Below are 21,416 nucleotides of genomic sequence, written 5' to 3' on the forward strand. Positions count from 1 at the left end.
TGGTCCCGCGCGGGCCGCCGGGCGACTCGGCTCAGCCGGGCTGTCCGTAGCCCCGGTACTTGGCGGCGACCTCGGCCAGCCGGTCGGGGCTCAGCAGGGCGGGGGTGCGGCCGGGGACGGACGAGGCGGTGAGCCAGACCCGGCACATCCACTCCAGCTGGGCGGTGCGGTCGTAGGCCGCCTCCAGGGTGGCGCCGTGGGTGAGGGTGCCGTGGTTGCGGAGCAGGCAGCCGGTGCGGCCGTCGAGGGCCCGGAGGGTGTGGGCGGCCAGCTCGTCGCTGCCGTAGAGGGCGTAGGGGGCGACGCGGACGGGTCCGCCGAGGGCGGCCGCCATGTAGTGGATAAGCGGCACCTCGTCGACGAGCGTGGAGACGGCGGTGGCGTGCGTGGCGTGGGTGTGGACGATCGCGGCGGCGTCGGTGGCGCGGTAGACGGCGAGGTGCATGGGCAGTTCGCTGGTGGGGGCGAGCTCGCCCAGCACCTGGCGGCCGGACAGGTCGACGCCGACGGCGTCGCCGGGGCCGAGCCGGTCGTAGGGCACCCCGCTGGGCGTGACAAGGACCACGTCACCGACCCTTGCGGAGACGTTCCCCGAGGTGCCGACGACCAGTTGGTCAGCGGTGCTCCTGCGGGCCGTGGCCACGACATCGGCCCAGGTCCGGCCTATGTCGTCGGGTGCGTCGGGGGTCCGTTCTCCGGTCTTCATGATCTTCGCCTCCGGTCGGTGTCATCGGGGATCCCGAGCCAGTTCACCTTCCGTTCACCCGGAGTCCCTACGGTCGCCGCGTACTGACCATCGAACTGATTGCCTGGGTGAATGGAAAACATCACGCTTCTCATCGGGATCGTGATCGTCACGGCCTTGGTGTTCGACTTTACGAACGGCTTCCACGACACGGCCAACGCCATGGCCACCACCATCTCGACCGGAGCGCTCAAGCCCAAGACCGCAGTGGCCATGTCGGCCGTGCTCAACCTGGTCGGGGCGTTCCTGTCCGTCGAGGTCGCGAAGACGATCTCCGGAGGCATCATCGATGAGAGTGCCGGCATCAGACCAGAGGTGATCTTCGCCGGGCTGGTCGGCGCGATCGTCTGGAATCTCCTCACGTGGCTGGCGGGGCTGCCCTCCAGCTCCTCGCACGCCCTCTTCGGCGGTCTGATCGGCGCCACCGTCGCGTCCGTCGGCTTCGACGCGGTCAACGCCGACAAGGTCGTCATGAAGGTCCTCATCCCCGCGGTCGCCGCCCCGATCGTGGCGGGCATCGCCGCCTGGGTCGCCACCCGCCTGACCTTCCGCCTGGCCAAGGGCCGCGACGAGGCGGACACCGCGAAGGGCTACCGCGCGGGCCAGATCGCCTCGGCCGCCCTGGTCTCCCTCGCCCACGGCACCAACGACGCCCAGAAGACCATGGGTGTCATCACCCTGGCCCTGGTCGCCGGCGGCGTCGTCGCCCCGCACTCCGACCCGCCGCTGTGGGTCATCGTCTCCGCGGGCCTGGCCATCGCGCTCGGTACGTACCTGGGCGGCTGGCGCATCATCCAGACGCTCGGCAAGGGTCTCGCCGACATCAAGCCGGCGCAGGGCTTCGCCGCCCAGACCGGTGCCGCGACCGTGATCCTCGCCTCCTCGCACATCGGCTTCGCGCTCTCCACCACCCAGGTCTGCTCCGGCTCGATCATGGGCGCCGGCCTGGGCCGCAAGGGCGGCGTGGTGCGTTGGTCGACGGCCGGCCGCATGGTCGCCGCGTGGGGCCTGACCCTCCCGGCCGCGGGCCTCGTCGCCGCCGGCGCCGCGCTCCTGGCCGACCAGGGCGACTGGGGCGTCGCCGCCGTCGCCGTCCTCGGCCTCGGGGTCTCCGGCGCCATCTGGGCGGCCTCGCGCCGCAAGCCGGTCACCCACGAGACCGTCAACGAGCTCAACACGCCGCAGGGCCTCCCCGAGGAGCCCGTCGGTGTGGTCACGGCCGCCCTTCAGGCCGTCGCCCCGCCGCCCGCCGGCACCCTGACCCCGGCCCCGGCCGCCCAGGTCACCACGGCACCCGCCACCCCGGCCGCCCCCGCCGCGGCGACGACCGGCTGACGCCGGGCAACGGAGGAAGAACCACCATGCACATCGACTGGGCAGCTCTCGGCCAGGTCTTCGGCGTGAGCCTCGTGGTCACCGTCGGCCTCGTGGGCGTCTTCACGCTCGGCATCGTCGGCACGTCCCGCAAGCCGGAGGCCGCGGGCGCGACGTCCGCGACTTCCGCGGCCGACGCGGGCGGCAGCACCGCGCTGGCCCGCACCGGCGCGTACGCGTGCTTCGCGCTGTGCGCGGCGGCGGTGGGGTACGGGATCTATCTGATCGTCGCCTGACGCTCGTCACCTGACGCGACACCGCGTATGCCGGCGGAGGGGCGGGACCGAAGAGCTTCGGTCCCGCCCCTCCGCCGTCAACGCGGGGAACCCGGACCGCCGATCGCGCGTTCAGTACCTCTTGCATGCACGGTTGTGACGGCGTTCGACGGGGGTTCTGAAAGGTGCGTTTGGAGTCGGTCAGCGTCCGGTACACACGCGGAGGGCCGCGCGTACTGGATGACATCACCCTCGATCTGGCTTCCGGGACCGTCACCGCGGTGGTCGGCGGGAACGGGTCGGGCAAGTCCACCCTGCTCAAGGTGGCCGCCGGGCTGAGGAGGCCCAGCTCCGGCTCCGTTCGCGGGCGCCCGGACAGGATCGGCTATGTGCCCGAGCGGCTCCCGGCGAACATGCGGCTCAGCGCACGCTCGTACCTCCTGCACATGGGGCGCGTCCAAGGACTCCGGACCGCGGACGCCGCCCGTCGCGGCGGTGAACTGCTGGACCGGCTGGGCATCGAGGGGGACGTCGACGCCCCCATCAGCACGCTGTCCAAAGGAAACGCCCAGAAAGTCGCTCTCGCCCAGGCCATGCTCGGCGGCCCCCGGCTGCTGATCCTCGACGAACCGTGGTCCGGCCTCGACGCCCGTACCCATCAAGTCCTCGTGGACTGCCTCGCGGAGTGGCGTGCCGCGGGAGTGGTCGTTCTGCTCACCGAGCACCGGCCGGGCACCGTCGCCGCGAGCGCGGACGCGGTCCACCGGCTGCACCGGGGCCGCCTCACCGAGGAAGCCATGGGTGAGGCGGCGCCCGAGGGTTTCGCGATCACGCTGGGCGTGCCGATGGTGGAGGACCGGTCGCGCGTGATGGAGGCGCTGCGCGCTCTGCCGGGCGTCCGGTCCGTGGGCGAGAATGAGCGGCGGCGCATATGCCTTGAGGTCGGCGCCGACCGGTCCGACGCGGTCCTCGCGGAGGTCCTGAGACAAGGGCACAGCGTTTTCGAGGTCCGCCCGGGTGCCGGTGGTCACCGATGACGACGATCGCCCGCTACGCCCTGGCGGACTACCTCCGGTCCCAGCGGTTCCTGCCCCAGCTGGTGGCCTACCTCGGATTCCTGGCGGTCCTGTACGCCGTCCAGGGCTCGGTCCTGCCGGGTTACGGGGCCTCCGCCGCCGCGCTGTTGCCGGTCGGCGTGTGGCTCACCCTCAGCCTTCACAACACCGAGGACCCGCTCCAGGCCACCGTCACCCTGATCAACGCCGGTGGCCGCCTACGGGTCATGCTCGGCAAGACCTGTGCCTCCCTGGCCGGTGTGCTCGCTCTCGGCGGCGCCGCCCTGATCTGGCCCATGGTCTCCAGCGGTCGCCTCCACACACCCGCCGACCTGGCCACCGGTCTCATGGCCCACCTGATCTGCGCTCTCACCGCCGTCGCCCTGGGTACCTGCTGTGCCCGCCCCCTGATCGAACGACAGGGCTACGCCTTCGCCACGGCGCTCGTGCTGAGCCTGATCGCCTTGGTCGGCCGCCTGGTCACTCCCGTCAACCAGACGATCCGTCTGCTGAGCTCGGCGCCACCGCGCCCACCCGCCGGCGAGCTCCTGCTCCTGGCGGCCTGGTCCTCGATCATGCTGGGGGTCACGGTGTCGCTGGCTTCGTGGATGGCGCGACGCCGCCAGTAGAGCGGCGGGAGCGCAGGTCAGGGCGAGTTGACGCCCCTTCCCGCCCCGTGGTGGACTTCCCGAGCCAAACGGCGACAGCAGAGGAAGCCGGTGCGAATCCGGCGCGGTCCCGCCACTGTCACCGGGGAGTGTCCCCCCAACCGATGGCCACGGCGCGAGCCGGAAGGCCGGGGGCGGCGCGGATCCGGGGAGCCAGGAGACTCTGGTCGCCGTCACGTCGAGCCAGGGCGCGGACCCTGAGTGAGGACACCGCTTCGCCATGCCCGGCCGCGACCGCTTTTCCCTCGCGCACGGCCCCTTCATGTACGGCCCCTTCGTGTACGGCACCGCCCTGGGCTTCGCCTGCGACCTGCTCCTCGGGGACCCCCGCCGCGGGCATCCCGTGGCCGCGTTCGGGCGGGCCGCGCAGGCCGTCGAACGGCGGCTGTGGCGCGACCACCGGGGCTACGGCACCCTCCACACCCTGGTCTGCGCCGGTGGCGCGGTCGCCGGGGCCGGGCTGCTGACCCGTGCCGCGCGACGTCACCCCGCTGCCGAGATCGCGCTGACCGCCGCCGTCACCTGGTCCGTCCTGGGCGGCACGTCCCTGGGCCGGGAGGCCCGGGCCATCGGCGGTGCGCTGGCCGCCGGGGACCTGGAGGTCGCCCGGGAGCGGCTGCCGCACCTGTGCGGACGCGACCCGCAGGCGCTGGACGCGCAGCAGATCGCCCGGGCCGTGGTGGAGTCCGTCGCCGAGAACACCTCCGACGCCGTCGTGGGCGCCCTCGTCTGGGGAGCGCTGGCCGGGGTGCCCGGGCTCGTGGGCTTCCGGGCGGTCAACACCCTGGACGCCATGGTGGGTCACAAGTCGCCCAGGCTCCGGCGGTTCGGCTGGGCGTCGGCCCGGCTCGACGACGTCGTCGGCTGGCCGGGCGCCCGGCTGACCGCCGCGCTCACGGTCCTCGCCGGGCCCGACCCGCGCGGCGCCCTGCGCGTGGCCCGGCGCGACGCCGCCCGGCACCCCAGCCCCAACGCCGGGCCGGTCGAGGCCGCCTTCGCCGGGGCCCTGGGCGTACGCCTGGGCGGCACCCTCGCCTACGCCGGGCGCGTCGAGCACCGCCCCGTGCTGGGCGGGGAGAACCGCCCGGTGCGGACGGCCGACATCGAACGCGCGGTCCGGCTCTCGCGCCGGGTGTCACTGCTGGCCCTGGGGACGGCGCTGACGGCCCGTACGGTGGGCAGCCTGTTCAGGAAGGCGGGGAGGAACCGGTGACAGTCTCGGTGACAGCCGACAGGAGCGGGCGCCCGCCGGGCGGGGGCCTGCTGGTGGCCGGGACCACCTCGGACGCGGGCAAGAGCGTGGTCACGGCCGGCATCTGCCGCTGGCTGGTCCGCAAGGGCGTCAAGGTCGCGCCGTTCAAGGCGCAGAACATGTCCCTCAACTCCTTCGTGACGCGCGACGGCGCGGAGATAGGGCGCGCGCAGGCCATGCAGGCCGCCGCCGCCCGCGTCGAGCCGAGCGCCCTCATGAACCCGGTGCTGCTCAAGCCCGGAAGCGACCGCAGCAGCCAGGTCGTCCTCATGGGCAAGGCGGTGGGCGAGCTCAGCGCCCGCGGCTACCACCAGGGCCGCCAGGAGCAGCTGTTCGGCACGGTGACGGAGTGCCTGGCCGAGCTGCGGCGCACCCACGACGCCGTGATCTGCGAGGGGGCCGGCAGCCCCGCCGAGATCAATCTGCGCCGCTCCGACATCGTCAACATGGGCATCGCCCGCGCCGCGCGGCTGCCCGTGGTCGTGGTCGGCGACATCGACCGGGGCGGTGTCTTCGCCTCCTTCTTCGGTACGACAGCGCTGCTCTCCCGCGAGGACCAGGAGCTGATAGCGGGTTACGTGGTCAACAAGTTCCGGGGCGACGTGAGCCTGCTGGAACCGGGGCTGGAGATGCTGCGCGACCTGACGGGCCGGCGGACGTTCGGCGTGCTGCCGTTCGCCCACGGCCTGGGCATCGACGAGGAGGACGGCCTGCGCGTGTCCCTGCGGGGCGCGGTCCGCGAGTCCGTGGTCGCCCCGCCGCACGGCGCGGACGTCCTGCGGGTCGCCGTGTGCGCGGTGCCGCTGATGTCGAACTTCACGGACGTCGACGCGCTGGCCGCCGAACCGGGCGTCGTCGTACGGTTCGTCGACCGCCCCGAGGAGCTCGCCGACGCCGACCTCGTCGTCGTTCCGGGCACGCGCGGCACGGTTCGCGCGCTCGCGTGGCTGCGCGAACGCGGGCTCGCCGACGCGCTCGTACGGCGGGCGGCGGAGGGCCGCCCGGTGCTGGGCATCTGCGGCGGCTTCCAGCTGCTGGGCGAGCGGATCGACGACGAGGTCGAGTCGAAGGCCGGCACGGTCGAGGGCCTGGGCCTGCTGCCGGTGCGCGTGCGGTTCGCGGTCGGGAAGACCCTGGCCCGGCCGGTCGGCGAGGCCCTGGGCGAGCACGTCGAGGGGTACGAGATCCATCACGGCGTGGCCAAGGTGCTGGGCGGGGACGAATCCTTCCTCGACGGCTGCCGGGTGGGCGCGGTGTGGGGTACGCACTGGCACGGGTCGCTGGAGAGCGACGGGTTCCGCCGGGCGTTCCTGCGCGAGGTCGCCCGCGCGGCGGGACGGGCGTTCGTACCGGCTCCGGACACGTCGTTCGCCGCGCTGCGGGAAGAACAGCTCGACCGGCTGGGCGATCTGATCGAGGAGCACGCGGACACGGATGCGCTGTTGCGCTTGATCGAGGACGGGGTGCCGGGCGGGCTGTCGTTCATACCGCCCGGGGCGCCGTGAGTTCCGTTCGGGTGCGGGCCGCCGGTGGGTTGTGCCCACCCGTTCCGCCATGTGGAACGACTGCCCACAACCCACTGAGCCGTCCCCACCAGGGAGGTAATCGCTGATGTCCTCGTCCACCTACCCCTTCACCGCGATCGTCGGCATGGACGACATGCGGCTGGGCCTCCTGCTCAACGCGATCTCGCCGTCGATCGGCGGTGTCCTCGTGCGCGGCGAGAAGGGGACCGCGAAGACCACCACCGTCCGGGCCCTGGCCGCGCTGCTGCCCGAGGTCGTGACCGTCGCGGGCTGCCGGTTCTCCTGCGACCCGGCGGCCCCGGATCCGCGCTGCCCCGACGGGCCGCACGCCGGCGGCGACGGCGCCGGTGACCGCGCCGCCCGTCCCGCCCGGATGGTCGAGCTGCCCGTCGGCGCGTCCGAGGACCGCCTCGTCGGCTCGCTCGACATCGAGCGGGCGCTGGGCGAGGGCGTCAAGGCGTTCGAACCCGGCCTGCTGGCCGCCGCGCACCGGGGCGTGCTCTACGTCGACGAGGTCAACCTGCTGGGCGATCACCTCGTGGACAGCCTGCTGGACGCGGCGGCGACCGGTGTCTCCTCCGTCGAGCGCGAGGGCGTCTCCGTACGCCACGCCTCCCGCTTCCTCCTCGTGGGCACCATGAACCCCGAGGAGGGCGAGCTGCGCCCGCAGCTCCTGGACCGCTTCGGGCTGACCGTCGAGGTCGCCGCCTCCCGCGAGACCGAGGAGCGCGTCGAGGTCGTGCGCCGGCGCCTCGCCTTCGACGAGGACCCGGCGGCCTTCGCCGCCAAGTGGGCGCCGGAGGAGGACACGCTGCGCGAGCGCATCGCCGCCGCGCGGGCCCTGCTGCCGGGCGTACGGCTCGGGGACGGCGCGCTGCGCCGGATCGCGGCGGTGTGCGCCGGGTTCGAGGTCGACGGCATGCGCGCGGACATCGTGACAGCGCGCACCTCCGCCGCGCTGGCCGCCTGGGCGGGGCGTACGGATGTGACGACGGCGGACGTACGGCAGGCGGCGCTGCTGGCACTGCCGCACCGGCGCCGCCGGAACCCGTTCGACGCGCCCGGTCTGGACGAGAACCGGCTGGACGAGATCCTCGCCGGGTTCGAGGACGAGGAGCCGGAGCCCGAGCCCGAGCCTGAGCCGGATGGTCCGGATCCGGACGGTGACGGCCCCGAGGGCCCGGAAGACCCCGGCGGCGGCCCGGGCAACGGACCGGACAACGGCCCGGACGGTGGCCCCGACGGCGGTGGGCAGCCCCCGCAGGACGCCGGCGACGCACCGGCCGCCACCACGGACGTACCGCCGCAGCGGCCGGAGCCCGGGCGCGAGCCCGCCCCGCAGGAGGCGTCGTCCCCTGGTGGCGGGGAGGCTCCCGAGGCCCCCGCCGTGGCGGCGGCGGAGCCGTTCCGGACCCGGCGGTTCACCGTCCCCGGCCTCGGGGAGGGTGCCGACGGGCGCCGCTCGCGCGCGCTGACGGCGCACGGACGGACGACGGGGGCGCGCCGGCCGCGCGGGGGCGCGCTGTCGAAGCTGCACCTCGCCGCGACCGTCCAGGCCGCCGCCCCGCACCAGCGGGTGCGGGGCCGCAGCGGTCCCGGGCTGGTCGTCCGGCGCGACGACCTGCGCGAGGCCGTGCGCGAGGGGCGCGAGGGGAACCTGGTGCTGTTCGTCGTGGACGCCTCCGGTTCCATGGCGGCCCGCAAGCGGATGAGCGCGGTCAAGGGCGCGGTGCTCTCCCTGCTGATGGACGCCTACCAGCGCCGCGACAAGATCGGGATGGTGACGTTCCGGGGCAGCGGCGCGGAGGTGGCGCTGCCGCCGACGTCGTCCGTGGAGGCGGGCGCGGCCCGGCTGGAGAAGCTGCCGACGGGCGGCCGGACGCCGCTGGCGGCGGGCCTGCTCCAGGCGCACGAGGTGCTGCGCGTGGAGCGCATGCGCGACCCTTCGCGCCGTCCGCTGCTGGTCGTCGTGACCGACGGGCGGGCGACGGGCGGCGTGGAGCCGCTGGCGCGGGCCGCGCGCGCGGCCGGGCTGTTCGCGGGCTCCGGCGTCGCGTCGGTGGTCGTGGACTGCGAGGCCGGGCCGGTGCGGCTCGGCCTGGCGGGCGAGCTGGGCCGGGCGCTCGGCGGGCCGGTGGTGACGCTCGACGATCTGCGCGCGGAGAATGTCTCCGCGCTGGTACGCACCGTACGGAACACCGACTCACGGAGGGCCGCGTAATGCCCAAGGGACAGCCGACCGTCGTACCCGACGACGGGCTCACCACACGCCAGCGCCGCAACCGGCCGCTGGTCCTCGTCCACACCGGCATCGGCAAGGGCAAGTCGACGGCGGCCTTCGGGCTGGCGCTGCGCGCCTGGAACCAGGGCTGGCCGATCGGGGTGTTCCAGTTCGTGAAGTCCGCGAAGTGGAAGGTCGGCGAGGAGAACGCGCTGCGGGTGCTGGGCGCCTCCGGCGAGGGCGGCACGGTCGACTGGCACAAGATGGGCGAGGGCTGGTCCTGGATCCAGCGCGACTCCGAACTCAGCAACGAGGAGAAGGCGCGCGAGGGCTGGGAGCAGGTCAAGCGCGACCTGGCGGCCGAGTCGTACAAGCTGTACGTGCTGGACGAGTTCGCGTACCCGATGCACTGGGGCTGGATCGACACCGACGAGGTCATCGAGGTGCTGCGGGACCGCCCCGGCACCCAGCACGTCGTCATCACCGGCCGCAACGCGCCGGAGAAGCTGCTGGACTTCGCGGATCTGGTGACGGACATGTCCAAGGTCAAGCACCCGATGGACGAGGGCCAGAAGGGCCAGCGGGGCATCGAGTGGTGAGTACGCACGTCCCCCGCCTGGTCATCGCCGCGCCGGCCTCCGGCAGCGGCAAGACCACCGTGGCCACCGGGCTGATGCGGGCCTTCGCCGACGCGGGGCTCGCGGTCTCCCCCCACAAGGTGGGACCTGACTACATCGACCCGGGCTACCACGCGCTCGCCACCGGCCGACCGGGCCGCAACCTCGACGCCTACATGTGCGGCCCGGAGCGCGTGGCCCCGCTGTTCCTCCACGGGGCGGCGGGCTGCGACCTCGCGGTGGTCGAGGGCGTCATGGGCCTCTACGACGGCGCCAGCGGACAGGGCGAGCTGGCCTCGACGGCCCATGTGGCGAAGCTCCTGCGGGCACCGGTGGTGCTCGTCGTCGACGCGTCGTCGCAGTCGCGGTCCGTGGCGGCCCTGGTGCACGGCTTCGCCTCCTGGGACCCGGAGGTACGGGTCGCGGGCGTCATCCTCAACAAGGTCGGCTCGGACCGCCACGAGGAGCTACTGCGGGAGGCGCTGGAGGAATCGGGCGTGGCGGTGCTGGGCGCGGTGCGGCGCGTCCGTACGGTGACCACGCCGAGCCGCCACCTCGGGCTGATCCCGGTGGCGGAACGGCGCGCGGAGGCGCTGGAATCGGTGGCCGCGCAGGCGGAGCAGGTCCGGCAGGGCTGCGACCTGGAGGCCCTCCTGGCCCTGGCACACAGCGCCCCGCCGCTGACGGACGAGCCGTGGGGGCCGTCGCCCATGTTGTGGGCAGGCGTTCCGCAGGGCGGAACGGGTGGGCACAACGCGACCACCGGGCCGCACCCGAACGGTGCCCCCGTGATCGCCGTCGCCGGCGGTCCGGCGTTCACCTTCACGTACGCCGAGCACACGGAGCTGCTCACCGCCGCCGGCGCGGAGGTCGTGACCTTCGACCCCCTCCGCGACGAGGCCCTCCCGGACCGCACCAGCGGTCTGGTCATCGGCGGCGGCTTCCCCGAAATGTACGCGGCGGAACTCTCCGCGAACGAGCCGCTCCGCGCGGCCGTGGCAGCCCTGGCCCGCTCGGGGGCCCCGATCGCCGCCGAGTGCGCAGGCCTCCTCTACCTGGCCCGCACCCTCGACGGCAAACCCATGTGCGGCGTCCTCGACGCCGACGCCCGCATGTCGGAGCGCCTCACACTCGGCTATCGCGAGGCCGTCGCGCTCACGGACAATCCGCTCGCCGCCGCAGGCACCCGCGTCCGGGGCCATGAGTTCCACCGCACGGTGATCGAACCGGCGGCGGGCACCGCCCCCGCGTGGGGGATCACGCACCCCCGCCGCCAGGTGGAGGGCTTCGTACAGGGAGGCGTGCACGCCTCCTACCTCCACACCCACTGGGCGGGCGCCCCCGGCATGGCCTCCCGCCTCGTCGCGGGAGCGGGCATCGCGGGCATCACGGGGTGACGAAGGTGACGCCCCTCCACGTCGGCGTCGGCGCCCGCCGCGGCGTGTCCCCCGATGAGGTGATGGGCCTCATCGAGCGGGCCCTCGCGGAGGCGGGCGCCGACGCCGACGCGATCGCCGCCCTCGCGACCGTCGATGTCAAGGCGGACGAGCCCGGGCTGCGGGCGGCGGCCCTCCGCCTGGGCGTGCCGCTGACCGCGTACGGCGCCGACGCGCTCGCCGCCCAGCCGGTGCCCCACCCCTCCGAAGCGGCCCGCAGGGCGACGGGCGCGCCCGGTGTCGCGGAGGCCGCCGCGCTGCTGTCGGCCGGGTCCGGCGGTGTCCTCCTCGTCGGGAAGCGGAAGTCCGCGCGAGCAACGTGCGCGATCGCCTGTACCGTCTGATTTCATGCACATATCGCAATCCGCGCGCACGCCTCACGCGTCGTCCCCCGAGCCCGACCTCCGGCACCACGGGGACGTGGAAGTGCGCGGCATGGGCGCCGAGTTGACCGACCTCGCCGTCAATGTGCGGTCCGGGACGCCCCCGGAGTGGCTGCGGGAGCGGATAGCGGAGTCGCTGGGCACGCTCGCGGCGTACCCGGACGGGCGGGCGGCCCGGCGGGCCGTCGCCGCGCGGCACGGGCTGCCGGAGGAGCGGGTGCTGCTGACGGCGGGGGCGGCGGAGGCGTTCGTACTGCTGGCGCGGGCCCTGCCGGTGCGCCGGGCCGTTGTGGTGCACCCGCAGTTCACCGAGCCGGAGGCGGCCCTGCGGGACGCCGGGCACGCGGTGGAGCGGGTGGTGCTGGACCCGGAGGACGGGTTCCGGCTCGACCCGCGCGCGGTGCCCGGGGACGCGGATCTGGTGGTCGTCGGCAATCCCACCAACCCCACCTCGGTCCTCCACCCGGCCTCGGCCCTGGCCCGGCTGGCGCGGCCGGGCCGGATCCTCGTGGTGGACGAGGCCTTCATGGACGCGGTGCCCGGCGAGCGGGAATCGCTGGCTTCCCGTACGGACCTGCCGGGGCTCGTCGTACTGCGCAGCCTCACCAAGACCTGGGGCCTGGCGGGGCTGCGCGTCGGCTACGTGCTCGCCGCGCCCGACACCGTGGCCACGCTGGAACGGGCCCAGCCGCTGTGGCCGGTGTCGTCGCCGGCGCTGGTGGCGGCGGAGGCGTGCAGCGCGCCGCGCGCGGTGGCCGAGTCCTCGCTCGCGGCGCATGTGACCGCCGCCGACCGGGCCCATCTGCTGGCCCGGCTCGCGGAGTTCCCGGAGCTGACCGTGCAGGGCCCGGCGGCCGGGCCGTTCGTCCTCGTCCGGCTGCCGGGGGCGGCGGCGGTGCGGTCCCGGCTGCGCGGCCTCGGCTTCGCGGTGCGCCGGGGCGACACGTTCCCGGGGCTGGGGCCGGACTACCTCCGCCTCGCGGTCCGGGACCGCGCGACGTCCGACCGCTTCGCCACCGCCCTGCGGACCGCCCTCGACGACCTGGGCGGCCGCGCCACCGGGGCCGACGGACCCGGCGGGGCCGTCCGCGGCAAGGCCGCCGACGGCCCGGCTGCGGACGCCGGGGCCGCCACCGGCCCCGGCCCCGACCTGGCCGAGGCACCGGCGGCGCGCTGAGCGCCCCGCCGGGCCCGGTCCCTGGCCCCGGTCCCGGTCCCTGACCCCGGTCCCGGGCCGACCTCAGCACCGGCCCCGGTCCCGAGCCAGCCTCAGCACCGACCTCAGCACCGGCCTCGGTCACCCGCCTCGCACAGGCCCCCTCGGCCTCGCGCCCCGGTCACGACATCAGCTCTCGTGCCCCGGTCCAGGTCCAGGTCCAGGTCCCGGCCTCGGACCTCGCCACCTGGCCGTCCGCCTCGCGCAGCCCCGACTCGGCCTCGGGCCCCGGCCACGGCATCGGCCCCCGCGCCCCGGTTCCCGGCCTCAGCCCTCACCGCCCGGTGCCCGGCCATCCGGCCTCCGGGCCTCCCGGTCGCCCGGTCGCCCAGCCACCCGGCCGGACGGCCCTCCGCTCAGCTCCCCTCGCGTCCGTTCTCCTTGCGGCGCCGTGCGGCGATGAGCGCGCCCCCTCCCCCGACGACCAGCAGCCCGGCCGCGGCCGCGAAGTACGGGGTGGCGGAGCCGCCGCCGGTCTCGGCGAGGTCCTGCCCCTGCCCGGCCGGTTGGCCGGTCCGTTCGGCGGCCGCCTGCTTGGCCTCCGTGCCGGTGCCGTTCTTCGCGGGCGTGCCCGGTCCGTCACCGGGCTTCACCGGGTCGGAGGGCCGGTCCGCCGGGGACTCGCAGGAGGCCCGTACCAGCGTCACCTTGCCCACCACCTTGGCCACGCCCAGTGCCAGCGGGTCCACGGAGACGTCGAGGTCGAGCGCCGTGGCGGCGGCGGTACGGGAGGTGGTGACGGTCTTCGACAGGTCCAGCCGCACGTCCCCCACCCCCGGCACGGTCACCTTGGTCGGGCCGTTCGGAGTGAGCGTGACCTTCTTTCCGAGCACGGAGACGGAGCCGAGGAGGTTCGCGGTGGCCTTCGGCTTCGCGCCCGCCTCGCAGACGGCCTCGGAGGTGACCTGCTGGATCTCGATGAGCGAGCGCAGGGGGAGGCCGGGGAGGCGCACCTTGGCGTGGGCGAGGTTGGCGTAGCCCTTGGCGGCCCGGCGGTCGGCCGTGGCCCGGGCGGTGGCGGCTTCGGCGCGCAGGATGGCGACGGCCTTGCCGCCCTCGATGCCGTCGAGGGTGACGCTGAGCGCGGTCTTCGAGGCGTCGGCGGGCGCCTTGACGTCGTTGAGGGCGGCCTCGACGGGAACGTGCGCGGCCTTGCCGAGCAGGGAGACGTCGAGCCCGGTCCGCAGGACGGTCGCGTCGGCCCGGCCGGAACCGGTGGCGGTGCCGGTCCCGGATCCGGTGGCGCTCGCGGGCGCGGCGGCCAGGGCGAGCGCGGTCGCGGTGACCGTCGCGGCCAGGGCCGCGAACCGGTACGCGGGCATGCCGAAGGAAGAGCTGGTGGTGCTGAACACGTGTGTGGAACCCCCACGGAAGAAAGGAGCCGCCGACGCGCCAATGGGGGACATCGCGCGCCGACGGCTTGACCCCGCAATGTTCGATGCCCGGAGGGTGAACAGGCGGCGCTCTACCGCCAGTTCACTCCAAAGGGTGGGTTTCGTGCTCGTATTCGAGCCAACTGTCGCAGGAGTGCCCGCGCGGCACACTCAGCTCACCCACTCGGCCCACGGGCTCGGCCCGCAGGCCAGCAGCCCCCCGGCTCAGGCCACCACGCGCCCCCGCAGCACCACCCTGCTCGGCGCGCCGAGCACCCGTACGTCCGCGCGCGGATCCGCATCGTAGACGACGAGGTCCGCCGGGGCGCCCTCCTCCAGGCCCGGCCGCCCCAGCCACTCCCGGGCTCCCCACGTGGCCGCCGACAGCGCGGCCGACGCCGGGATGCCCGCCTTGACCAGTTCCTCGACCTCCTGGCCGACCAGGCCGTGCGGCAGCGATCCTCCCGCGTCGGTACCCACGTAGACGGGGATTCCCGCGTCGTAGGCGGCGCCCACGGTGGCGTAGCGGCGCGCGTGCAGCCGGCGCATGTGGTCCGCCCAGCGCGGGAACTTGCCCTCGCCGCCCTCCGCGAGCCGGGGGAAGGTGGCGATGTTGACCAGCGTCGGCACGATAGCCACGCCGCGCTCGGCGAAGAGCGGGATCGTCTCCTCGGTCAGCCCCGTGGCGTGTTCGACGCAGTCGATGCCCGCCTCCACGAGCGGGGCGAGGGTCTCCTCGGCGAAGCAGTGGGCCGTGACCCGGGCGCCCAGCCGGTGGGCCTCGGCGATGGCGGCCTCGACCGCGCCGCGCGGCCAGCAGGCCCCCAGGTCGCCCGTCTCGCGGTCGATCCAGTCGCCCACCAGCTTCACCCAGCCGTCCCCGCGCCGTGCCTCGCGCGCCACATAGGCCACCAGGTCCTCGGGCTCGATCTCATGCGCGTAGTTGCGGATGTAACGACGGGTGCGGGCGATGTGCCGGCCCGCGCGGATGATGCGCGGCAGGTCCTCGCGCTCGTCGATCCAGCGGGTGTCGGAGGGGGATCCGGCGTCGCGCAGCAGCAGCGCGCCCGCGTGACGCTCGGTCAGCGCCTGCTTCTCGGTGGTCGCGTCGTCGACCGCGCCATGCGCGTCGAGTCCCACGTGGCAGTGGGCGTCCACCAGGCCGGGGAGCACCCAGCCCTCGATGGTGGTGACGTCCCGCGCCCCGGCCGGCCGGTCGAAGGTGATCCGCCCGCCCACCACCCACAACTCGTCGCGCACCCCCTCCAGCGGGTCCGGTCCGACGAGTATCCGTCCCTTGATGTGCAACACCGCGCCGTTGTCCATGCAGGAACTGTACGAGTCCGCCGTCACTCGCGGCCGGTCACCGGCAGCTCCGCCCGGCCCTTCCGCCGGAGCCGCCGGACACAAGTGATCTACGCTGTGCGGGTGATGGTGACGGCCGCGCTCCGGCGCCCGATGAGTGCGGCACTGGGCCGGCAAGCCCGGCTGCGCTGGGTGCACCTGCTGCTCGGCGGCGCCCTGTCGATGCCGTTCTATTTGCTGACGAACACGCTGGTGTCGCTGTTCCGGCCGGACGGCAACATCCTCTTCTCCTCCTCCCTCGTCCGGCAGTTCGGCGTGCTGTTCCTCGCGCTCGGCCCGGTGGCCGTCACGGCGCTGCATCCGCTCGTCCGGCCCTTCGAGGGCGAGGCGGCCCGGGTGCTGTGCGGGGTGCCCGGGGAGGCGCTGGCCCTGGAGCCGGGCCGGTCGTGGGCCGCCCGGGGCCGGACGGCCGCGTGGTGCGCGCTGCACCTGGCGGCGGGGGCCGTCGTGAGCGGGATGTCGCTGGCCACGCCGCCGGCGGCGCTGTACCTGATCGCCCTGCCGTTCCTGGAGGGGCCGGGCAAGCTCGCCGAGGTCGCCTGGCTGCGCGTCTTCACCGGGCCGGGCGTGCTGCTCGCGCCCGTGGCCGGATGCGCGCTGCTGGCGCTGGTCGCCGGCACCTCCTGGGCGGCGGGCTCGCTGCTGGCGCGCTGGGCGCCCGTCCTGCTGGGTCCCACGGCGGCGGACCGGCTCGTGGCGGCCGAGGAGCACGCGCACCGGCTGGCCCTGCGCAACCGGCTGGCGCGCGAGCTGCACGACTCGGTCGGGCACGCGCTGAGCGCGGTGAGCCTCCAGGCGAGCGCCGCGCGCCGGGTCCTGGACCACGACCCCGAGTTCGCCCGGCAGGCCCTGGCCGCGATCGAGGAGGCCGCGCGCGATGCGGTCGGCGAACTCGACGCCGTGCTGGGGCTGCTGCGCGAGGACGGCTCCTCCCCCACCGCCCCGGCGCCCACCCTGGCCGACGTCGGCGGCCTGCTGGAACGTACCCGCGCGGCGGGCGGCACGGTCGAGTGCGTCCTGCCGTCCGGCGGCCTGGAGAAGATCCCCCCGGTGCCCTCCCGCGAGGCCTACCGGATCGTGCAGGAAGGTCTCGGCAACGCCCTGCGGCACGCGGGCGGGTTGCCCGTGCGGCTGCGCGTCGCCGTGCACGACGACACCCTGGAGATACTGATGGAGAACCCCGTGAAGCCCGGCGCCCGGGCCGGCGTCCCCCGCCCCGGCGGCGGCCGCGGCCTCACCGGCATCGCCGAGCGCGCCCGGCTGCTGCGCGGCACGAGCGAGTCCGGCGAACACGACGGCGTATGGCGCCTGTCGGCCCGGCTGCCGCTGCGGAGCGAGGCCCGATGACCGCGACCGAACCGGCCGGCCCGATACGTGTCGTCCTCGCGGACGACGAGCACCTCGTCCGCACCGCCCTGCGGGCCATTCTGGGCGCCGAGCCGGGCGTGGAGGTCGTCGGCGAGGCGACCACGGGCGCCGAGGCGGTGTCCGTGGTGCGCGCGCTGCGGCCCGACGTCGTGCTGATGGACGTCCGGATGCCCGAGGTCGACGGCATCCGCGCCACCGAGCGGATCCTGGCCGGCATGGACGACCCGCCGCGCGTCGTCGTCGTGACCACCTTCGAGAACGACGCCTACGTCTACGACGCGCTGCGCGCCGGGGCGTCGGGCTTCCTCCTCAAGCGCGCGGGCGCCGACGAACTCGTCCAGGCCGTGAAGCTGGTGGCCCGGAGCGACTCACTGCTCTTCCCCGCCGCCGTACGCGCCCTGGCCGCCGCCCACGCCGCCCCCAGGAGCGACGACAGGGCGGCGGCACTGCGGGAACAGCTGTCGGAACGGGAGGCGGAGGTCCTGCGCCTGCTGGCGACCGGCCTGTCGAACGCCGAGATCGCCACCCGGATGACGCTGGGCCCCGCCACGATCAAGACCCACGTGGCGGGCGTACTCGCCAAGCTGGGAGTACGGGACCGCACGCAGGCGGTCATCGCCGCGTACGAGTGCGGGTTCGTCAGCCCCCGGTGAGGGGCGCCTCCCGCGCGGGGTTCCGCCGACTTTCCGGCGCCCGCCGGTGGGGGGTTTCCCGCGCCTTCGGCGCGGGTTTCGCCCACCCGCCCGCCCGATTGCCCGGCACGGATTGCCCGGGTAGGGGGGCGGGCGTTGAGGGGCGGCCCCGGCCCCCCGGGTAGTGACGTGAGGGGGCGGGGTGGGGTGGATGGGCCCTGGTAGGGGCGTAAAGAGCTCTTCGCCGCTGGAGCCAAATTCCGGGCACCCTTCACCGAAGTGGCAGGCACCGCGAAGAGGTCAGCCCCGTAAGGGCCCGTCCACCCCACCCCGCCCCCGACCCACCACCGACCGTCAGGCGCGGACGGCGCAGTCGTGGACCACCTTGGCCAGGGTGGCCGCCTCCGGGGCCGCGCCGCCCGGGAAGGCGAACCGGCGGCGGTTGTAGCCGAAGGCCAGGCCGGCGCTCGGGTCGGCGAAGGCCTGCGAGCCCGCGGCGCCGCTGTGGCCGAAGGAACGGGCGCCGAGGAAGGGGTAGTCCACTCCCGTGACGGCGAAGCCCAGGCCGAAGGCGTGGGTAATACCGCCGAGGGCCAGGTCGGGCCCGAAGGAGTGGACCTCCGCGACACGAGCGGCCGTCTCGGCGGTGAGCAGCGGCGCCTTCCCGTCGACCTCACTGATCGCGGCCGCGTACATCCGGGCCAGTCCCCGGGCGGAGGCCACACCGCCGGCGGAGGCCTGACCGCCGGCACGCACCTCGCGGGAGTTGGGCAGGGATTCGAGGTTCGTCGGGTGCTTCGGGTGGTTGATGTTGAAGGCTATGCCCCGGAAGCTCTCGGGCCCGGCGGCGCCCAGGGCCAGCTCCCGCTGCTGCTCGGGCGTGGGGTCCATCGGCTGGGTGGAGAGCCAGCGGTGCTCCTGCTCCTCGGGCAGGCCCAGGTAGAAGTCCAGGCCGTACGGGGCGCGGATCCGGTCCTCGTACACCTCCTGAAGCGTCTGCCCGGTGACGCGGCGGACGACCTCGCCGGTCAGAGCGCCGATCACGAACGCGTGGTAGCCGAAGGCCGTGCCCGGGCGCCAGTACGGGCGCTGGCCCGCCAGCCGCTCGGCGATCAGCCGGTCGTCGGCCAGCTCCTCCGGGGTGAACCCGCCGTCGGCGCCCATCAGGCCCGCGCGGTGGGCCAGCAGGTCGCGCAGGGTGACGTGCTCCTTGCCCGCCGAACCGAACTCCGGCCAGTAGTGGCGCACTTCCTCGTCCAGGTCCAGCGTGCCGTCCTGGACCAGCAGGGCCACGACGAGGTGCGCCGCGCCCTTGCTGGACGAGAACACGCCGGTGAGCGAGTCCCCCGTGATCTCCGGCCCGCCCCACAGGTCCACGACCTGCTTGCCGTTCACATACGCCGCCAGCTGCGCCGAGTGCCCGGCGCGCTCCTCGGCCAGCGTGGCCTCGAACGCCTCGCGCACGGGCTCGAAGCCCTCGGCGACGGTGCCCTGCGCGACGTGTGCGTTGCCGTTGTCCAAGCCGTTGTCCGACATGTGCTCCCCCATGATCAAAGTCGAATGACGGGTTGCACAGCTTCCGGCCGCGTTCGAATATTCCCGGCCCGATTCGACCCCCGGGTCATGGAACCGTAAAGGTCCGCAGCTCGTTACCTGGTACATGACCGCTATGACACCCGGCTCGAACATCCCGCTCTCCGTCGCCCGTGTGACGGTGGACGTCACCGCCCCCGTGCGGCTCGACGTTTCGGGCCTGCTGCTCACCGCCGACGGCAAGGTGCGCTCCGACGACGACTTCGTCTTCTACAACCAGCCCGGCGCCCCCGGTGTGACGCACCGCGCCGCCTCCGGCACCACGCCCGACGCGATCATCGTCGACACGTCGGCCGTCCCCGCCGGCATCGACAAGATCGTGGTCACCGCGAGCCCGGACGCCCAGGGCGCCACCTTCGCGGGCACCGAGCCGACGGCGACCGTGCGCGGCGCCGACGACGGCTCGGTCATCGCCACGTTCACCCCGCCCCGGCTGAACACGGAGACGGCACTGGTGGTCGTGGAGCTCTACCGGCGCAACGGCGCGTGGAAGCTCCGCGCGGTCGGTCAGGGATACGCCAACGGTCTGGCGGGCATCGCCACGGACTTCGGGGTGAGCGTGGACGAGCCCGCGCCTGTGGCTGCGCCCGCGCCTGTGCCGGCGCCGGTGGCCGCGCCCGCGCCGGTGGCCGCCCCCGTCGCGCCGCCGGTCCCGGCCGCCCCGCCCGCGGTCCCCGGGAAGATCAACCTGGACAAGGGCCGGGTGAGCCTCCGGAAGAACGAGACGGTCTCCCTGGTCAAGGGCGGTCAGCCGCTCACCCGTTCGGTCAAGATGGGCCTCGGCTGGGAGCCCGCCTGGAACAGCCGGGCCATCGACCTCGACGCCTCGGTCATCGCCTACGGCCCCGACCGCAACATGATCGACGCCTGCTACTTCGGCCGGCTCCAGATCCTCAACGGCGTCATCCAGCACTCCGGCGACAACCTCACCGGCGAGGGCTCCGGCGACGACGAGACCATCACCGTGCACATGGGCGGCCTGCCGCCCGAGGTGACGGGCCTCGTCTTCACCGTCAGCTCCTTCAACGGCCAGAAGTTCACCGAGGTCGCCAAGGCGTACTGCCGTCTGCTGGACGCCCAGACCGGCGAGGAGCTCGTCCGCTTCGACCTCACCGGCTCCGAGCCCCAGACGGGCGTCCTGATGTGCAAGTTCATCCGCCAGTTCTCGGGCGAGTGGGAGATGACGGCCCTGGGCGACTTCGTCAAGTCCAAGACGGTGCGGGATCTGGTGAAGCCGGCGGCGCAGGCGCTGTAGCCGCCGCCGTCGCCGTGGCCAGCCGCCGGTAGGAGTCGTGCAGCGCGTCCCTGTCGTACGTACTGGTCGTGACCAGCACCTCGTCGGCCCCGGTGCGGGCCACTAGGGAGTCGAGCGCTGTCGCCACGTCGTCCTCGGTGCCGTGGACGTGGCCGCGCAGCGCTGACTCGTAGAACCCGCGCTCCCGTTCCGTCATCGACGGAACCAGCGTCCCCTCGATCTCCTCGGCGGGGCGCAGGGGCGGGAACACGCCGTGCGTCCGTGAGTGGGCGAGGGCCCACGCCTCGGGGACGAGCAGGCGCCGGGCCGCCTCGCGGGTCTCGGCCACGGCCACGTTGCCGGCGACCACCACGTAGGGCTCGTGCCACCACGGGGACGGCGTGAAGCCCGCCCTGTAGCGGTCTATGGCGGCCGTTATCGCCTCCTTGCCGTTGAGGCCTCCGATGACCAGTGCGGCTCCGGCGTGGGCGGCCGTTTCCGCTCCCGCGTCGTTGGCGAGCACGAACAGCGGCGGGCGCAGGCCCTCGGCGGGGAGCGCGTGCACGCCGGGGTGCGGGGTGGGCTCGCCCGTGAACCAGCCGGCCAGTTCCGCCAGCCGGTCCGCGAAGCCGTCCATCGCGTCCTTCTCCGTGCCCAGGGCCCGCCGGATGCCGTCCGTGAAGCCGACCGAGCGGCCGAGGCCCATGTCGATCCGGCCGGGGAAGAGGGAGGCGAGCACCCCGAACTGCTCGGCGACCACCAAGGGGCGGTGGTTGGGGAGCATCACGCCGCCGGTGCCGACGCGGATGCGGGTGGTCGCGGCGGCGACGGCTGCGGAGAGGACGGTGGGGGCGGAGCCGGCGACGCCGGGGACGCCGTGGTGTTCCGAGACCCAGAAGCGGTGGTAGCCGAGTGCCTCGACCTGCTGGGCGAAGGCCACGGTGTTCCGCAGCGCCTCACCGGGCTCCTCGTGCCGGCGGGTGCGGGAACGGTCGAGTACGGAGAGCTTGAACGTCACGTATGGGTCAACGCGGTGGGGTGGATGGGCCCTGGTAGGGGCGTAAAGAGCTCTTCGCCGCTGGAGCCAAGTGCGGGGCACCCTTCACCGAAGTGGCAGGCACCGCGAAGAGGTCAGCCCCGTAA

The 21,416-nt window shown here is 74.4% G+C and carries 19 protein-coding genes and 1 riboswitch; of the genes, 14 read left to right on the forward strand and 5 right to left on the reverse strand.

What is annotated here, in order from left to right; translation table 11 throughout:
• Window positions 1–31 precede the first annotated feature (31 nt).
• Window positions 32–706, reverse strand: coding sequence for a class II aldolase/adducin family protein (locus RM609_RS31070; protein ID WP_311615422.1), 675 nt, complete (start codon window positions 704–706; stop codon window positions 32–34).
• A 111-nt stretch (window positions 707–817) separates the two neighbouring features.
• Between RM609_RS31070 and RM609_RS31075 the strand changes: the two genes are divergently transcribed.
• From RM609_RS31075 to cobC, 11 genes are all read left to right on the forward strand, one after another.
• Window positions 818–2,080: an inorganic phosphate transporter gene (locus RM609_RS31075; RefSeq protein WP_311615424.1), complete on the forward strand. Its 1,263-nt coding sequence runs from the start codon at window positions 818–820 to the stop codon at window positions 2,078–2,080.
• 26 nt (window positions 2,081–2,106) lie between these two features.
• The gene (locus RM609_RS31080; RefSeq protein WP_311615426.1) at window positions 2,107–2,355 is read left to right on the forward strand and encodes a hypothetical protein; all 249 of its coding nucleotides are present in this window, start codon (window positions 2,107–2,109) and stop codon (window positions 2,353–2,355) included.
• Window positions 2,356–2,519: 164 nt separating this feature from the next.
• Window positions 2,520–3,371, forward strand: a complete 852-nt coding sequence (locus tag RM609_RS31085; RefSeq protein ID WP_311615428.1) for an ATP-binding cassette domain-containing protein — start codon at window positions 2,520–2,522, stop codon at window positions 3,369–3,371.
• A complete protein-coding gene (locus RM609_RS31090; protein ID WP_311615430.1) occupies window positions 3,368–4,018 on the forward strand; it encodes a hypothetical protein in 651 nt (216 codons plus the stop codon). Before RM609_RS31085 ends, RM609_RS31090 begins: the two co-directional genes overlap by 4 nt.
• A gap of 81 nt (window positions 4,019–4,099) precedes the next feature.
• A riboswitch (cobalamin riboswitch) is annotated at window positions 4,100–4,220 on the forward strand.
• A 57-nt stretch (window positions 4,221–4,277) separates the two neighbouring features.
• Window positions 4,278–5,270: a cobalamin biosynthesis protein gene (locus RM609_RS31095; RefSeq protein WP_438828580.1), complete on the forward strand. Its 993-nt coding sequence runs from the start codon at window positions 4,278–4,280 to the stop codon at window positions 5,268–5,270.
• An 8-nt stretch (window positions 5,271–5,278) separates the two neighbouring features.
• Window positions 5,279–6,814 carry a cobyric acid synthase gene (locus RM609_RS31100; protein WP_311615432.1) on the forward strand — a complete coding sequence of 512 codons (1,536 nt, stop codon included), beginning with the start codon at window positions 5,279–5,281 and terminating at the stop codon, window positions 6,812–6,814.
• Window positions 6,815–6,920: 106 nt separating this feature from the next.
• A complete protein-coding gene (locus tag RM609_RS31105) occupies window positions 6,921–9,056 on the forward strand; it encodes a putative cobaltochelatase (protein WP_311615434.1) in 2,136 nt (711 codons plus the stop codon).
• On the forward strand, window positions 9,056–9,655 hold the full coding sequence (gene cobO / locus RM609_RS31110) for a cob(I)yrinic acid a,c-diamide adenosyltransferase (protein WP_311615436.1): 600 nt from the start codon (window positions 9,056–9,058) through the stop codon (window positions 9,653–9,655). Before RM609_RS31105 ends, cobO begins: the two co-directional genes overlap by 1 nt.
• Window positions 9,652–11,070 carry a cobyrinic acid a,c-diamide synthase CobB gene (locus RM609_RS31115; protein WP_311615438.1) on the forward strand — a complete coding sequence of 473 codons (1,419 nt, stop codon included), beginning with the start codon at window positions 9,652–9,654 and terminating at the stop codon, window positions 11,068–11,070. The genes cobO and RM609_RS31115 overlap by 4 nt, the downstream gene beginning before the upstream one ends.
• Complete coding sequence (locus RM609_RS31120) at window positions 11,067–11,453, forward strand: cobalamin biosynthesis protein (protein WP_311615439.1); 387 nt, start codon at window positions 11,067–11,069, stop codon at window positions 11,451–11,453. Before RM609_RS31115 ends, RM609_RS31120 begins: the two co-directional genes overlap by 4 nt.
• Before the next feature lie 4 nt (window positions 11,454–11,457).
• A complete protein-coding gene (cobC, locus tag RM609_RS31125) occupies window positions 11,458–12,669 on the forward strand; it encodes an Rv2231c family histidinol phosphate aminotransferase CobC (RefSeq protein WP_311615441.1) in 1,212 nt (403 codons plus the stop codon).
• 395 nt (window positions 12,670–13,064) lie between these two features.
• Here cobC and RM609_RS31130 read toward each other — a convergent pair whose 3' ends face one another.
• Together RM609_RS31130 and RM609_RS31135 are read right to left on the reverse strand one after the other, a co-directional pair.
• Window positions 13,065–14,060, reverse strand: coding sequence for an SCO1860 family LAETG-anchored protein (locus RM609_RS31130; RefSeq protein WP_311615443.1), 996 nt, complete (start codon window positions 14,058–14,060; stop codon window positions 13,065–13,067).
• A 246-nt stretch (window positions 14,061–14,306) separates the two neighbouring features.
• Window positions 14,307–15,407 (reverse strand): amidohydrolase family protein, encoded by a 1,101-nt coding sequence (locus tag RM609_RS31135; protein ID WP_311615445.1) that lies wholly within the window; start codon window positions 15,405–15,407, stop codon window positions 14,307–14,309.
• 84 nt (window positions 15,408–15,491) lie between these two features.
• Here RM609_RS31135 and RM609_RS31140 point away from each other — a divergent pair, with 84 nt between their 5' ends.
• The gene (locus tag RM609_RS31140; RefSeq protein WP_311615447.1) at window positions 15,492–16,793 is read left to right on the forward strand and encodes a sensor histidine kinase; all 1,302 of its coding nucleotides are present in this window, start codon (window positions 15,492–15,494) and stop codon (window positions 16,791–16,793) included.
• On the forward strand, window positions 16,790–17,467 hold the full coding sequence (locus RM609_RS31145) for a response regulator transcription factor (protein ID WP_311615449.1): 678 nt from the start codon (window positions 16,790–16,792) through the stop codon (window positions 17,465–17,467). The genes RM609_RS31140 and RM609_RS31145 overlap by 4 nt, the downstream gene beginning before the upstream one ends.
• 333 nt (window positions 17,468–17,800) lie before the next feature.
• Here RM609_RS31145 and RM609_RS31150 read toward each other — a convergent pair whose 3' ends face one another.
• On the reverse strand, window positions 17,801–18,982 hold the full coding sequence (locus RM609_RS31150) for a serine hydrolase domain-containing protein (RefSeq protein WP_311615450.1): 1,182 nt from the start codon (window positions 18,980–18,982) through the stop codon (window positions 17,801–17,803).
• 133 nt (window positions 18,983–19,115) lie between these two features.
• Between RM609_RS31150 and RM609_RS31155 the strand changes: the two genes are divergently transcribed.
• Entirely contained in the window at window positions 19,116–20,294 is a 1,179-nt protein-coding gene (locus RM609_RS31155) for a TerD family protein (RefSeq protein WP_311615459.1), read from the forward strand.
• Here the strand turns inward: RM609_RS31155 and RM609_RS31160 are convergent.
• The gene (locus RM609_RS31160; protein WP_311615452.1) at window positions 20,242–21,291 is read right to left on the reverse strand and encodes an MsnO8 family LLM class oxidoreductase; all 1,050 of its coding nucleotides are present in this window, start codon (window positions 21,289–21,291) and stop codon (window positions 20,242–20,244) included. The two genes, RM609_RS31155 and RM609_RS31160, sit on opposite strands and share 53 nt — an antisense overlap.
• Window positions 21,292–21,416: the final 125 nt, after the last annotated feature.

It is taken from the genome of Streptomyces hesseae (genome assembly GCF_031845785.1).
In the GTDB taxonomy this organism is placed as follows: domain Bacteria; phylum Actinomycetota; class Actinomycetes; order Streptomycetales; family Streptomycetaceae; genus Streptomyces; species Streptomyces hesseae.

Coding starts and splice junctions, on each gene's coding strand:
- RM609_RS31070 (WP_311615422.1), bottom strand. CDS start 706: ATGAAGACCGGAGAACGGACCCCCGACGCACCCGACGACATAGGCCGG.
- RM609_RS31075 (WP_311615424.1), top strand. CDS start 818: ATGGAAAACATCACGCTTCTCATCGGGATCGTGATCGTCACGGCCTTG.
- RM609_RS31080 (WP_311615426.1), top strand. CDS start 2,107: ATGCACATCGACTGGGCAGCTCTCGGCCAGGTCTTCGGCGTGAGCCTC.
- RM609_RS31090 (WP_311615430.1), top strand. CDS start 3,368: ATGACGACGATCGCCCGCTACGCCCTGGCGGACTACCTCCGGTCCCAG.
- RM609_RS31095 (WP_438828580.1), top strand. CDS start 4,278: ATGCCCGGCCGCGACCGCTTTTCCCTCGCGCACGGCCCCTTCATGTAC.
- RM609_RS31105 (WP_311615434.1), top strand. CDS start 6,921: ATGTCCTCGTCCACCTACCCCTTCACCGCGATCGTCGGCATGGACGAC.
- cobO (WP_311615436.1), top strand. CDS start 9,056: ATGCCCAAGGGACAGCCGACCGTCGTACCCGACGACGGGCTCACCACA.
- cobC (WP_311615441.1), top strand. CDS start 11,458: ATGCACATATCGCAATCCGCGCGCACGCCTCACGCGTCGTCCCCCGAG.
- RM609_RS31135 (WP_311615445.1), bottom strand. CDS start 15,407: ATGGACAACGGCGCGGTGTTGCACATCAAGGGACGGATACTCGTCGGA.
- RM609_RS31145 (WP_311615449.1), top strand. CDS start 16,790: ATGACCGCGACCGAACCGGCCGGCCCGATACGTGTCGTCCTCGCGGAC.
- RM609_RS31150 (WP_311615450.1), bottom strand. CDS start 18,982: ATGTCGGACAACGGCTTGGACAACGGCAACGCACACGTCGCGCAGGGC.
- RM609_RS31155 (WP_311615459.1), top strand. CDS start 19,116: ATGACACCCGGCTCGAACATCCCGCTCTCCGTCGCCCGTGTGACGGTG.